The sequence below is a fragment of the Prauserella endophytica genome, assembly GCF_005146945.1.
Lineage (GTDB): Bacteria > Actinomycetota > Actinomycetes > Mycobacteriales > Pseudonocardiaceae > Prauserella_A > Prauserella_A endophytica.
The window spans coordinates 65,601-78,799 of sequence record NZ_SWMS01000018.1; the positions used below are offsets into that span (position 1 = coordinate 65,601).

General features: G+C 72.1%; 14 protein-coding genes. 10 read left to right on the plus strand and 4 right to left on the minus strand.

Going from position 1 to position 13,199, the window contains the following annotated elements; genetic code table 11:
- Positions 1–6 precede the first annotated feature (6 nt).
- Both FCN18_RS27255 and FCN18_RS27260 read left to right on the plus strand, forming a co-directional pair.
- Positions 7–1,332: a sensor histidine kinase gene (locus tag FCN18_RS27255; protein WP_137096446.1), complete on the plus strand. Its 1,326-nt coding sequence runs from the start codon at positions 7–9 to the stop codon at positions 1,330–1,332.
- Positions 1,329–1,955 (plus strand): response regulator transcription factor, encoded by a 627-nt coding sequence (locus FCN18_RS27260; protein ID WP_323808377.1) that lies wholly within the window; start codon positions 1,329–1,331, stop codon positions 1,953–1,955. Before FCN18_RS27255 ends, FCN18_RS27260 begins: the two co-directional genes overlap by 4 nt.
- Positions 1,956–1,960: 5 nt before the next feature.
- Here FCN18_RS27260 and FCN18_RS39235 read toward each other — a convergent pair whose 3' ends face one another.
- Positions 1,961–2,491, minus strand: coding sequence for a helix-turn-helix domain-containing protein (locus FCN18_RS39235; protein WP_158303185.1), 531 nt, complete (start codon positions 2,489–2,491; stop codon positions 1,961–1,963).
- A 99-nt stretch (positions 2,492–2,590) separates the two neighbouring features.
- On the opposite strand from FCN18_RS39235, the gene FCN18_RS39240 reads away from it, so the two are divergent.
- Complete coding sequence (locus tag FCN18_RS39240; protein ID WP_158303186.1) at positions 2,591–2,947, plus strand: hypothetical protein; 357 nt, start codon at positions 2,591–2,593, stop codon at positions 2,945–2,947.
- A 188-nt stretch (positions 2,948–3,135) separates the two neighbouring features.
- Here the strand turns inward: FCN18_RS39240 and coaE are convergent, their stop codons facing one another.
- The gene (gene coaE / locus FCN18_RS27270; protein WP_112272201.1) at positions 3,136–4,341 is read right to left on the minus strand and encodes a dephospho-CoA kinase; all 1,206 of its coding nucleotides are present in this window, start codon (positions 4,339–4,341) and stop codon (positions 3,136–3,138) included.
- Positions 4,342–4,497: 156 nt separating this feature from the next.
- On the opposite strand from coaE, the gene FCN18_RS27275 reads away from it, so the two are divergent.
- Positions 4,498–4,710: a hypothetical protein gene (locus FCN18_RS27275; RefSeq protein ID WP_110339826.1), complete on the plus strand. Its 213-nt coding sequence runs from the start codon at positions 4,498–4,500 to the stop codon at positions 4,708–4,710.
- A gap of 222 nt (positions 4,711–4,932) precedes the next feature.
- Here FCN18_RS27275 and rpsA read toward each other — a convergent pair whose 3' ends face one another.
- Positions 4,933–6,435, minus strand: coding sequence for a 30S ribosomal protein S1 (gene rpsA / locus FCN18_RS27280; RefSeq protein WP_112272203.1), 1,503 nt, complete (start codon positions 6,433–6,435; stop codon positions 4,933–4,935).
- Between the two features lie 272 nt (positions 6,436–6,707).
- On the opposite strand from rpsA, the gene FCN18_RS27285 reads away from it, so the two are divergent.
- From FCN18_RS27285 to FCN18_RS27310, 6 genes are all read left to right on the plus strand, one after another.
- Entirely contained in the window at positions 6,708–7,556 is an 849-nt protein-coding gene (locus FCN18_RS27285; protein ID WP_137096448.1) for a class I SAM-dependent methyltransferase, read from the plus strand.
- Complete coding sequence (locus FCN18_RS27290; protein ID WP_137096449.1) at positions 7,553–8,425, plus strand: GNAT family N-acetyltransferase; 873 nt, start codon at positions 7,553–7,555, stop codon at positions 8,423–8,425. Before FCN18_RS27285 ends, FCN18_RS27290 begins: the two co-directional genes overlap by 4 nt.
- Before the next feature lie 21 nt (positions 8,426–8,446).
- Positions 8,447–9,373 (plus strand): GNAT family N-acetyltransferase, encoded by a 927-nt coding sequence (locus FCN18_RS27295; RefSeq protein ID WP_113641363.1) that lies wholly within the window; start codon positions 8,447–8,449, stop codon positions 9,371–9,373.
- A gap of 71 nt (positions 9,374–9,444) precedes the next feature.
- On the plus strand, positions 9,445–10,101 hold the full coding sequence (locus FCN18_RS27300) for an ATP-binding cassette domain-containing protein (RefSeq protein WP_113641362.1): 657 nt from the start codon (positions 9,445–9,447) through the stop codon (positions 10,099–10,101).
- Positions 10,098–11,993, plus strand: a complete 1,896-nt coding sequence (locus FCN18_RS27305) for a YhgE/Pip family protein (protein WP_137096450.1) — start codon at positions 10,098–10,100, stop codon at positions 11,991–11,993. Before FCN18_RS27300 ends, FCN18_RS27305 begins: the two co-directional genes overlap by 4 nt.
- The gene (locus tag FCN18_RS27310) at positions 11,990–12,568 is read left to right on the plus strand and encodes a TetR/AcrR family transcriptional regulator (RefSeq protein WP_137096451.1); all 579 of its coding nucleotides are present in this window, start codon (positions 11,990–11,992) and stop codon (positions 12,566–12,568) included. Before FCN18_RS27305 ends, FCN18_RS27310 begins: the two co-directional genes overlap by 4 nt.
- On the opposite strand, the gene FCN18_RS27315 is transcribed toward FCN18_RS27310, so the two are convergent.
- Positions 12,562–13,167: a Rossmann-fold NAD(P)-binding domain-containing protein gene (locus FCN18_RS27315; RefSeq protein WP_228714153.1), complete on the minus strand. Its 606-nt coding sequence runs from the start codon at positions 13,165–13,167 to the stop codon at positions 12,562–12,564. The two genes, FCN18_RS27310 and FCN18_RS27315, sit on opposite strands and share 7 nt — an antisense overlap.
- Between the last annotated feature and the right edge of the window lie 32 nt (positions 13,168–13,199).

A 13,199-nucleotide genomic window follows, 5' to 3' on the forward strand; every position in this document is an offset into this window, starting at 1 on the left:
ACGGCCATGAGCGGCTCGTGGCTCCTGAAGAGCGTCACCGGCGATAATCAGCCGGTGCACGACTGCGACGAGCCGCGATCGGCCTTCCTGACGACCGCCACGGACTCGCCGTGGCGGCCGTGGGTGCACCGGCTCGAACGCGTCATGCCCCTCGTCCTCCTCGGTCTGGCGACCTTCTTGAGCCTCCTGCAGGACCAGCCGTGGGAGCGGCGGTGGGGCACCCTCGCGCTGGTGGGCGTGGCGCTGTGCTGGGTACTCGCGACCGACACGTTCCTGCCCCGGCGCTGGCGCGAGTCGACCCCGGTGCTCGTGGTCGCCTTCGCGGGGCTGCTCACGATCGCGAGCGTGCTGATGGCCAGGGACCTGCTGTTCCTGATCTTCCTCATCACGTGCTTCTTCCGTGCGATCGTGCTGGGCCCGATGCCGCTGGTGCTGCTCGGGCTGACGGCGACGTCAGCGCTGATCAACAGCCTCGGCTCGGGCGGACCGCTGCAGGCGCTGCGCGAGTGGCCCGTCCCGTACCTGGCGATCGTGCTCATCCAGACGCTCGCCATCGGCGGCGGACTGGAGGTGTCGCGTCAGCTGGTGCGGCAGAACGAGCAGCGGCGCAAGGCCGTGGCCGCGCTGGAGGCGGCGCTGGAGGAGAACGCGGGACTGCACCGCCAGCTCCTCGCGCAGGCGAGGGAGGCGGGGGTGCTCGACGAACGCCAGCGCCTCAGCCAGGAGATCCACGACACCCTCGCGCAGGGCTTCACCGGGATCATCACGCAGCTGCAGGCCGCCGAGGAGGCCCACGGCGATCCGGCGGAGCGGCAGCGGCACCTCGACGCCGCGTCGGCTCTGGCCCGCGAGAACCTGCAGGAGGCACGGCGTGCGGTGCACGCGCTGGGCCCGGAAGCGCTCGACGGGGGCGCCGGGCTGCCCGAGGCGCTCGCCGGCGTGGTGCGCCGGTGGTCGCAACGCTTTGGCGTGCCCGCGGAGTTCACCACCACCGGCACCCCCGGCCCGATGCACCCGGAGATCGAGGCGACGCTGCTGCGGATCACGCAGGAGGCCCTCGGCAACGTCGCGGAGCACGCGAAGGCCGGCCGGGTCGGGCTCACCCTGTCCTACATGGAGGATCAGTTGACACTCGACGTGCGCGACGACGGGGTCGGTTTCGACCAGGACCGCCTGCGCCGCAACGGCAACGGGTACCGGGGCTTCGGGCTCAGCGGCATGCGCCAGCGAGTGCAGCGGCTCGCCGGATCGCTCGTGGTCGAGTCCGAGCCGGGCGGCGGCACCGCCATCTCGGCCACCGTGCCCGCCATCCCCTTCCAGGAGTCCCGATGACCGCGTTGATCAGCCTGCTCATCGTCGACGACCATCCGATCGTGCGCGACGGCCTGCACGGCATGTTCACGCGGGAGGCCGGCTTCGAGGTGCTCGGCGAGGCGGGTGACGGCGACCAGGCCGTCACGCTGGCCGAGCGGCTGCGCCCCGACGTGGTGCTCATGGACCTGCGCATGCCGGGCACGGGCGGGGTCGCGGCCATCGCCGAGCTCGCCAGGCGCGGCAACCCGGCGCGAGTGCTTGTGCTGACCACCTACGACACCGACTCCGACGTCGTGCCCGCGATCGAGGCCGGCGCGACCGGCTACCTGCTGAAGGACTCGCCACGCGACGAGCTGTTCCGCGCGGTGCGGGCGGCCGCCCGTGGCGAGTCGGTGCTCTCCCCCGCCGTCGCGAGCCGCCTGCTGGGGCGAGTGCGCGCCCCCGCCGAGGAGCCGCTGAGCCAGCGCGAGATCGAGGTGCTGGAGCTGGTCGCGCGCGGATGCACGAACAAGGAGGCGGCGAAGCGGCTGTTCATCAGCGAGGCGACCGTGAAGACACACCTGCTGCACCTGTACGCGAAGCTCGGCGTGAAGGACAGGGCGGCGGCCGTGGCCGTCGGCTACCAGCGCGGTCTGCTCTGACCGGGCTACGCCTCGGGGACGCTGATCAAGGAGAGCATGACGCGGTCCTTTCCCGGGGCGTGCTCGAAGTACGGCTCGAGCACCTCGAGGAGCCGTTCGCCGATCGCGGCGGCGTCGTCCTGGTCGACGTAGATCGCGACCTGCCGGTAGTTCAGCTGGTCGTTGCGGGTGTAGAGCTCGCCACGTTGGACGAGCCGGTCGAAGCTGCCCGCCACCTGAGCCAGCATCGTGAGCATGGCCTCCCGGTGCTGCTCGACGGTCATGGCCTGCGCCTCGTCCTCCCCCACACCGGGAGTGGTCTGGTGGAAGGTCACGGTCCGTTCGGTCGCGCCCCGCACGCGCCGTTCCCGGACCACCGTCAGGTATCCGGCGTCGATGAGCGCGGCCACGTGCCGGTAGAGGGTCGTGGACGGAACCTCGGGAAGCTCGCGCTTCAGGTCGGTCGTGGTCACTTCCCGTCCCATGACGTGCTGGACGATGCGCCAGCGGACGGGGTGGAGCAGGAGGTCGGCCGTCGGAGTGCCGGAGTTGCCCACAGTGTCACCGGTCCCAATGGTAGTATTGTTCCCACAGGTGGAAATATTACTGTTGTTCCCATCCGGAGCGTACGCGTCAGCCGAAACGGAGGCCTCGCCATGGCCACGACAGCAATCAGGGACAGCCGCCTCGTCATCCGGTTCTCGTGGTGGGAACGGCTCCTGGTGCGGCGAGCCACGTACGAGACGCCGCTGGCCGCTGTGACGGAGATCGAGGTCCGCGACCGCTGGTCGCCGGTGATCGGAGCGCGCGCGGGCCTGATCGTCACCGGGCTGCTCAAGGTCGGCACCTGGAGGTCCCCTGGCGCCGTGCGGCTCGTGTGCATGAAGCGGGGCCTGCCGACCCTGCGGGTCGTGCTCGACAGAGGACGATCCGGTGGCGGTTTCGACGAGTTGCTCATCGGCTCCAGTCACGCCCGTGAGACGCAGGCCGAGTTCCGGGCCACCCGTACCTAGGGGCGTGCTGAACAGCCCCGCCCGTAGCGAGCGGCGATCCAGAAGGCGGTGTCCCTGCGGGACACCCGCCACCCGAGCCCCGCAAGGCGGAGGGAAGCCCTCGCACCGGGTCGTACTCGGGCTTTCTGGCAACGCGGCGAGGGCCGTCTGGGCGTCGCGCAGTAGGGCAGCGGTTGCTCGGCGCACGCCTAGGGGCCGTCGGCGCTCCACCCGGTGCGCGCGGCCCACTCCTCGGCCCGCTTGAACCCGGCGTCCACCCACGCCTGCTTCTCCAGTGCGTAGCCCTCGGTGGTGCCGTCCTCGGAGTGCGCCCGCGCGAGCCTGCGCTTCTCCTCCGTGTAGGCGGCGACCTCGTCGGGGTTGGCCCGCAGCCAGTCGCGGAAGAGCAGCGCGAGCCGCCACGCCGGTCCCCGCACCGAGCGCACGTGCAGGTTGACCATGCGTGCCGGATCGGCGTTGTGGTGGAACCGCTTGTGCCACAGGTGTTCCGGCGCAGCCCCGCCGTCCTGCGGGAAGTCGAACCAGGCACCTTCCGCACGGACGAAACCGGCCTCGGACAGCGCGTCACTGATCGCGTCGGCATCGTCCAGTGTGGACACCGTCAGCTGCAGGTCGAGCACGTCCTTGGCCATGAGCCCCGGCACGGCCGTCGACCCGATGTGGTCGGCCCGCACCAGCCTTTCCCCCGCGACGAGCCGGATGCGCGCGAGCGCCCGCTCGGCCTGCGCCGGCCACGTCTCGTCGTGTTCCACCAGCCGCGGCGAGCGCGGCGGGCGCGGCTTGCGCAGCCGCACGTTGGCCTCGAAGGGAACGAGGCGGTCGGCCCACAGCGCGTCGACCTGCGCCAGCACGATGTCGCGGGTACCGCTGTTGTCGAGCCACACGTCGGCGGCCGCAAGCCGCTGCTCCCGGCTCGCCTGCGCGGCGATGCGCGCGCGGGCGTCCTCCTCGGCCATGCCCCGCGACTCGACGAGCCGCCGGATCCGCACGTCCTCCTCGGCGTCGACCACGAGCACGAGGTGGTAGTTCGGCGCCATGCCGCCCTCCACGAGGAGGGGGACGTCGTGGACCACGATCGCGTCCGGCGCGACCTGCGCCATCAGTTCCACCGTGCGGTCGCGGATGCGCGGGTGGACGATCGCGTTGAGCCGCAGCCGCGACTCCTCGCCGGTGAATGCCTTCGCGGCGAGCGCGGCACGGTCGAGAGCCCCGTCGGGTCCCAGGATCTCCTCGCCGAAAGCGGCGACGAGCTCCGCGAGGCCCTCGGTTCCCGGCTCGACGACCTCCCTCGCGATGCGGTCGGCATCGATCAGCACCGCCCCGTGCTCGGCGAGCCGCGCCGCCACGGTCGACTTGCCCGCCCCGATTCCCCCGGTGAGACCCACTCGCAGCATGCCTGCATTCAATCAGGCCGCGCGCGCATGCTGACTCTCAGCCAGCAACCCGATCGTGACGCAATTAGTTAGGGTGACACGCCGCGTGCTTACGACGATTCCGCTCATCGGTTGCGTACGGTGCCGGGCATAGGCGGTCGCCCACCCGGAGGAACGATGCCAGCCAGCAAGTACGTGGGGAGACACCGGCTCGGTACGCCCGGGCTGGTGCACTGCGTCATGCATCGTCCCGTGGCGGTCGCGCTCGACGAGTACCGCAGGAGCTGGCTGACGGCGCTGCTGGTTCCCGCCAAGCACAGCCTCGCCGGCCTGCGCCGTCGCGCCCGCGCCGCCGCCCACGAGCGCGCCTGGGCCCCGGCGACCACGTAAGGACCAACCCCTCAGCGGCCCGTATCCCGACAGGGATGCGGGCCGCTGCTTTTGTCAGCCCCGGCGGACTGCAGTGAAGGCCACCTTGCCTGCGTTCAACGCAGGCAAGGTGGCCTTCACTGCAGATGGGCTACGTCAGAGTGGGGGCACGGAAAAGGCGGTGGCCCCGGTCCGTGCGGACCGGGGCCACCGCCCTTACTCAGCTAGCTGCCGGGCTGCGGCTCACGCACCGCCGGAGAGCTTCTCGCGCAGAGCCGCGAGCTGCTCGTCGCTGGCCAGCGTGCCGCCGCTGCTCTTCGAGCTCTGGTCGGACTGGCCGCCCGAGGTGTAGCTCTGGTCGCCACCCTCGACGCCGGTCGCGCCCTCGGCGACCGCCGCGGCGTTGGCCTGGGCCGCCTCGGCGACCTGGCGCATGTGCTGCTCGTAGCGAGCGTGGGCGTCGGCGTACTGCTTCTCCCACTCCTCACGCTGCTTCTCGTAGCCTTCCTGCCACTCCTGCGTGTCGGGGTCGAAGCCCTCGGGGTAGATGTAGTTCCCCTGCTCGTCGTACTCGGCCGCCATGCCGTACTGGGTCGGGTCGAACTCCGAGTCCGGCGTGAAGCCCTCGTTCGCCTGCTTCAGCGACAGCGAGATCCGGCGACGCTCGAGGTCGATGTCGATGACCTTGACCATGACCTCGCCGCCGACCTGCACGACCTGCTCCGGGATCTCCACGTGGCGCTCGGCCAGCTCGGAGATGTGCACCAGGCCCTCGATGCCCTCCTCGACGCGGACGAACGCGCCGAACGGGACGAGCTTGGTGACCTTGCCCGGCACGATCTGGCCGATCGCGTGGGTGCGGGCGAACTGGCGCCACGGGTCTTCCTGGGTGGCCTTCAGCGACAGGGAAACGCGCTCGCGGTCCATGTCGACGTCGAGCACCTCGACGGTGACCTCCTGGCCGACCTCGACGACCTCGCTCGGGTGGTCGATGTGCTTCCAGGACAGCTCGGAGACGTGCACCAGGCCGTCGACACCACCGAGGTCCACGAAGGCACCGAAGTTGACGATCGACGAGACGACACCCTTGCGGACCTGGCCCTTGGCGAGCGCGTTGAGGAACTCGCTGCGCACCTCGGACTGGGTCTGCTCCAGGTAGGCCCGGCGGGACAGGACCACGTTGTTGCGGTTCTTGTCCAGCTCGATGATCTTGGCCTCGAGCTCGCGGCCCACGTAGGGCTGCAGGTCGCGCACGCGGCGCATCTCCACCAGCGAGGCGGGCAGGAAGCCGCGCAGGCCGATGTCCAGGATGAGGCCGCCCTTGACGACCTCGATGACGGTGCCCTTGACCGGCTCGTCCTTCTCCTTGAGCTCCTCGATCGTGCCCCAGGCGCGCTCGTACTGGGCGCGCTTCTTGGACAGGATCAGGCGACCTTCCTTGTCCTCCTTCTGCAGGACGAGGGCCTCCACCGCGTCACCGACGGCGACAACCTCTGCCGGGTCGACATCGTGCTTGATGGACAGCTCACGGGACGGGATGACGCCCTCGGTCTTGTACCCGATGTCGAGCAGCACTTCGTCGCGATCGACCTTGACGATCGTGCCTTCGACGATGTCGCCATCGTTGAAGTATTTGATCGTCTTGTCGATTGCAGCGAGGAAGTCTTCCTCCGTCCCGATGTCGTTGACGGCGACCTGCTGCGCCTGCGCGGGGGCACTCGGGGCGGTGGTGGTGTCGATGGTCATTAGGTGGGTTGCTCCGGTAGCGGATTGTGTTAGGAGATCTGCGGTTGCGTAGCGCATCGATGGGAACCAAGGCGACTACGATGCAATCGTTCACCCACGAACGGCCGCGAGCATCACCTCGAGGTGCGCGACCCTGACCACCCAGCGTTTGCCACTGAGCCGAAGGCAGCGCGAACCCACTGCGCTAGAGAACATCGTACGCGGCGCGCGGCGCAGGGCACAATCAGGGTCCACCGACGATCACCGTCCCGTCCGGCAGGGAGGATGAACCCGTGTCCACACCCTCTCCCGCCGACCGCCACGAGCGCGCCGAGCAGGCCCTCGGCACCGCCGGTGTCGCCTACCGCCCCGTCGGCTCCGCCGAGGCCGTCACGGCCAATTCGGCCTGGTGGGACGCGGACGCCGACACCTACCACGCGACCCACGGCGAGTTCCTCGGCGAGGCCGACTTCGTGTGGTGCCCCGAGGGGCTGCGCGAGGCCGACGCGCGCCTGCTCGGCGACGTCGCGGGCGCCGACGTGCTCGAGGTCGGCTGCGGCTCGGCGCCGTGCGCGCGCTGGCTGACGGCGCAGGGTGCCCGCACCGTGGCGCTCGACCTCTCGGCGGGCATGCTCCGGCACGCCCGCGAGGGCAACGCGCGCACCGGGCTGTATCCGGCCCTGCTGCGGGCGGGCGCCGAGCAGCTGCCGCTGCGGGACGACAGCTTCGACCTCGCGTGCTCCGCGTTCGGCGCCGTGCCGTTCGTCGCTTCCGTCGACGCCGTGTTCGCGGAGGTCGCGCGCGTGCTGCGGCCCGGTGGCCGCTGGGTGTTCGCGGTGACCCACCCGTTGCGCTGGATCTTCCCCGACGACCCCGGACCGAACGGGCTCACCGCCACGCAGCCGTACTTCGACCGCACGCCGTACGTCGAGGTGGACGAGGACGGCGCGGCGACCTACGTCGAGTACCACCGCACGGTCGGCGACTTCGTGCGCGCGCTCGCGGCAGCCGGATTCCGGCTGGTGGACCTCGTGGAGCCGGAGTGGCCAGCCGGGCACACACGCACGTGGGGGCAGTGGAGCCCGCTGCGCGGCAAGCTCTTCCCCGGCACGGCGATCTTCAGCGCGGTGCTCGATCCATGACCGGCTTCGCGGCGCTCGACCCGCTGCTGCCCGAGACCGTCGATCCCGGCGCGGGCGAGCGGCTCACGGCGTCGCTGCCGGACGGCCGCGAGGTCGAAGGCGTGCTCTACCGGGCCCGCTACGAGGGCTGGGCGAGCCTGTGGCACAGCAGGCGGACGTGGGAGCTGGCGCCGCTGGACGCCGGGCTCGGCGGCGAGGCGATGTCGGCGCTGCTCGGCGCGCTGCGCCAGCGCCTGGCCAGGGAGTCGCCGGGCCCGGACTCGGCGTGCACGGTGACCTGGCCGAGCCTCGACACCGGTGTGGTGCCCGCGCTGCTGCGGCACGGGCTCACGCCGAGCGCGGTACTCGCGGTCCGCGAGCGGGCACCCGTCCCCGAGGTGCGGGCGGGCGGCGTCGACGTGCGGGCCGCGACCGAGGCCGACGCGGAGGACCTCGCCGGGCTGTGGCTCGACGAGCTGCGCTACGCCACGCTCGTGGGCCCCGCCGTGGAGCGACCCGACGCGGCCCGACGGCTGCTGGCCGAGCTGCGCAGGACGCTCGCGCGAGGCGAGCCGGTGTGGCTCGCCGAGGCCGAGGGCGTGCCCGTCGGGCTCGCCGTGTGCGCTTGGCCTGCCCCGGCGCCGGACCGGATCGCGAACGGCCTGTGGGCCCGCGTCGGCACGGTGTCGGTCGCGCCGGAGGCCCGCGGCACCGGCGTCGGCCGCACACTCATGGCGACCGCGCACCGCGAGCTGCTCGCGCGGGGCGCACACGGCACCTACCTGTTCTACAGTCCGCACAACGCGTTGTCGTCGGTCTTCTGGCACCGGCAGGGATACCGTCCACTGTGGACGATATGGGAGGTCAGACCGGCTTCGGCGTTGAGCTAGCGAACGAAAGAGGGGGAGCAGATGAGGGAGGGAACGGACCTGGTCGCCGACCAGGCCGCGAGATTCGCCGCGATCGATCCACTGCTGCCGGTGATCACCGAGCCACCCGATGGCGAGACGCTCGTCGCCACGCTGCCCGACGGCGGCCGCGTCACCGGCGTCCTGCGCGTGACGTTCACGAAGCCGGGTGCGCCGGAGGCGGTGTGGTCGGCGCTGGAGGCGTGGGAGCTGACACCGCTGATCGGCACGCGCGGCGTCGAGGGGATGGACGCCGTGCTGCGCGCGTGCAGGGCGCGGCTGGACAAGGAGTCGCCTGGCGAGGACTCGTCGTGCCTGGTGGCCTGGCCGAGCCGGGACGCGGAGGCGACGCGGGCGCTGCTCGACCACGGGCTCGTGCCGCTGTCGGCGCTCGCCGTGCGGACCGGGGAGCAGCCGCCCGCCGCGGGGAACCCGGACGTCGCCGTGCGCACGGCGGAACCGGGCGACGTCGAGGCGATCGTGCGGCTCGAGTGCTCGGCGGTGGACTACTCGAGCCGCGTCGGCAACCTGCGTGTGCGGCAGGGCACGGCCGAACGACGGCGTGCCGCGCTGGCCGAACAGCTGGCCGAGGGGGCACCGGTCTGGCTGGCCGAGCTGGACGGCGAGCCGGTGGGCGCGGTCGACGGCGGCTGGGCCGACGTCGAGCGCGGCACGTGGCTCGGCACGGTGCTGCCCGAGGGGCGGTGGGCGTTCGTGCGCAGCCTTGGCGTGGGGCCGCGGGCGCGGGGGCTCGGCGTCGGCCGGACGCTCATGGCCGCGGCGCACGCCCGGCTGGGCGAGGCCGGGGTGCGCGGCACGTACCTCTACTACAACCCGCTGAACCCGCTGTCGTCGGTGTTCTGGCACCGGCAGGGCTACCGCCCGCTGTGGACGGTCTGGGAGGTTCGTCCGGCCTCGCTGTTGCGCTGAGCACCCGGCGTGGTCGCACTGGGCTGAATGGCCTAATTTTGCACTGACGAGTCAGTTCAAAAGGAGGCCTCATGCAGGTGGTCGCCGATCGGGTCTCACTCGACGGCCCGCACGGCACGCTCTTGCCGGAAACGTCGCTCACGGTGTCGAGCGGTGAGTTCGCGGTGGTCCACGGCGACCCCGGCACCGGGATCACGGCGTTCGGCCTGGCGCTGGCTGGCAGGCTCCACCCGACGACCGGCACGGTCACCGTGGACGGCGCTGCCGATCCCGGCCGCCTGCGTGAGCTGGTCGCCGTGGTGGACTCCCCCGGCGTCAGCGAGCCGGATGAGATGCTGCCACTGCGCGTTGTGGTGGCCGAGGAACTGGCGCTGGCGGGCAAGCCCGCCAGCCCGGCCGCCGTCACGGACTGGCTGGCCGGGCGCGACCTCGCCGCCTACGCCCGCACCCGCTTCGAGAACCTGTCGGCCGAGCCGCGCACCCGCCTGCTGACCGACCTGGCCGCGAGCAGGCCGAACGTCGGCATGCTCGTGCTCGACCGCCCCGACCGGCACACGAGCGACGTGGACTCCTGGTGGATGCTCGCCCACGAGCACGCCGAGCGCGGCCGCGCCGTCGTGGTGCTCACCGCGACCCTGCCCGTCTCCGCACTGCTCACCACACCCGCCCGCATCGGCAGGCTCGACCAGCCCGCCCCGCAACGCTGCCAGGAGGAGCCGGTCCCGTGAACCCACTGCGTATCGCGTCGGGAGAGCTGCGCAGGCTGACCAGCGGGACACTGCCCAAGCTGGCGGTCGCCGCGCTCGTGCTGGTCCCCCTGCTCTACGCCTCGCTCTACCTCTACGCGAACTACGACCCCTACGGCAGGCTCGACAAGCTGCCCGCGGCCGTCGTCAACGCCGACACCGGCGCCAAGGACGCCGACGGGCAACAGCGTGACCTCGGCAAGCAGGTCACCGACGAGCTGGTCTCCTCGGGCAGTTTCCAGTGGCACCAGGTCTCCGCGAGGGACGCCCGCGACGGCGTGCGCGACGACGACTACGCGTTCGCGATCACGATCCCGGAAGGCTTCTCCTCGGCGCTGCTCTCCAGCGGCGAGCTCGACCCCCGCCGGGCCGCGATCACGCTGACCACCAACGACGCCAACAACTACCTCTCGCGCACGATCGCCGACCAGGTGGCCGAGCAGATCCGCGACACGATCGCGAAGCAGGTCGGAGAGGAGGCCGCGAACCGGTTCCTGGTCGGCTTCTCCACCATCCACGGCCGGACGCAGGAGGCCGCGGGCGGCGCGTCCCGGCTGGCCGACGGCGCGAACCGGTTGCTCGACGGCCAGCAGGAGCTGGCGAACGGGGCTCAGCGACTCGCCACGGGCAGCACCCAGCTCGCGACGGGCCTCACCACGTTGCGCGGCAGCACCGAGCAGCTGCCGCAGCAGACCCGCCGGCTCGCGGACGGAGCCACCCAGGTCGCGACGGGCAACGCTCAGATCGCCGCGCTCGGCTCCGCGCTCGCGACCACCTCGGCGAACCTGCGCAGCGACCTCGACGGCGCCACCGGCCGGCTGGCGCAGCGGCTGCGGGACGGCGGGCTGTCGGAGCCCGAGGTGCGGCACGTGCTCGGCGTCGTCGGCGAGCTGCGCACCCCGCTCGACAACGCCAACACCCAGATCCAGCAGGCCGCGGGCCAGCTGAACACGCTCGCCGACGGCTCGCGGCAGGTCGCCACGGGCGCCGAGCAGCTCGCCGCCGCCGCGCCCCAGCTGGCCACGGGCATCGCGAGCGCGTCCGACGGCGCGAACCAGCTCGCGGGCGGGGCGGCGAGCCTCACCGACGGCGAATCGACCGCGCTCACCGGCACGCGAGAGCTGGCCGACGGCGCCGGGCAGCTGCGCGACGGGCTCATCGAGGGCCTCGAGCAGATCCCGAACGCCGACAAGGACACCCAGCGGGCCACCGCCGCCACGATCTCCGACCCGGTCACGATCAACTCGGTCGGCCTCGCCTCGGCGGCCACCTACGGCGCCGGACTCGCCCCGTTCTTCCTCGCGCTCGCCACGTGGATCGGCGCGTTCGTGCTGTTCCTGCTACTGCGGCCGTTGTCCACGCGCGCGCTCACGGCGGGCGCCTCGCCACTGAGGGTGGCGCTCGGCGGGTGGCTGCCGGCGGCGGTGCTCGGCATGGCGCAGGTGCTCGTGCTGTTCGCCGCGGTGACGTGGCTCGTCGGCATCGACGTCGCGAAGCCGGTCGCGGCCATCGGCTTCCTGCTGCTGGGGTCGCTGACGTTCACGGCGATCCTGCACGCGCTCAACGCGCTCTTCGGCGCGGTGGGCAAGTTCCTCGGGCTCGTGCTGCTGGTGCTCCAGCTGGTCACCGCCGGGGGCACGTTCCCGTGGCAGACGATCCCCGACGCGCTGCACCCGCTGCACGTCGTGCTTCCCATGAGCTACGTGATCGACGGGCTGCGGCACCTGCTCTACACCGGCGCCGCGACACGGCTCTGGCCCGACATCGCCGTGCTGCTCGCGTGGCTGGCGGGTGCGCTGGCGGTGTCGGTGTTCGCCGCGCAAAAGCGTCGCGTGTGGACGGTCCGGCAGCTGAGACCGGAGCTCGCGCTGTGAGCCCGCGCGCGGAGGCCACCCGGCGCAGGCTGTTCGAGGCCACGATGCGGCTCGCGCGCAGCCGTGGCCTCGTGGCGGTGACGGTGGACGAGATCGCCGCCGAGGCCGGGGTCGCCAAGGGCACCGTGTACTACAACTTCGGCAGCAAGGACGGTCTCGTCGAGGCGCTGCTGCGGTACGGGGTGGACCTGCTGGCCGAGCGGTTGCGCGCCCCGGCGTCCGACCCGGACCCGATGGCCGGGCTCGCGGCGATGGTCGACGCCGCGCTGGTGTTCATGAGCGAGTATCCGGGCTTCTCGCAGATCCTGGTGAGCGAGCTGTGGCGAGCGCCGGGGCGGTGGCAGGCCACCCTGCTGCCCCTGCGGGAGAACATCGTCTTGGTTCTCGAGGACCAGCTGCGGCGGGTGGCGGGGGCCGGACGGTTCCCTCAGGGGGTGCCGCTCCGGACGGCGGCCGCGGCGCTGTTCGGCACGCTGCTGGTGGTGGCCCTCGACTGGCTCGTGTTCGAGCCGGGGCGCAGCCGCGAGGAGGTGCGCGACGCCGTGCTGGCGCTGCTCGCGGCCCGCGCTCAGTGACCGTGCACGGGCCTGCGCTCGCCGAGCTGGTGCAGCGAGGATGGCCGGCCCTCCAGCGCGCGCTCGACGGCGTAGAGCACGCCACGCCCGATCTCGTCGTGACCGAGCGGCCGGGGGGCGGCGAGCTCGGAGACAGAGCCGAGCAGCACCTGCTGCGTCGGATGGCCGAACAGCACCGGCTCCGGATCGTCGGGCACCACGGCGAGGTCCGCGAGCGAGCGCACCTCGACGAAGGGCGCCGTGGCGGTCAGCAGTGGTTCGACCGCGCCGAGTACCGAGCGCCGGTACGACTCGTGTACCCACACCACCAGCAGCTCGGCAGGCGCCGTCAACGCCTTCTCCGCCTTGTGGGCGAGCTCGCGCGGGCGGTCCCAGTGGGCCTCGACCCAGATCGCCTTGCCCGCGCCGACGCGGTCCTTCCTCAGGCCGCGGGACCACCTCGGCGGGCGGGCCGCCCCGTCCGCGGCGTCGTCGGTGGCAGGCAGCGGGACGTAGCGCCTGCTTGGTGAGACCACTCGCCAGCCGTCGAGAGCGAGCTCCTGCACCACGACGCTGAGCATGCCGCTGCCGGCGAGGACCAGCGCGTTGCGGGCTGTCATACCCGCAAACCTACCCCTTTTCCGCGGATTTC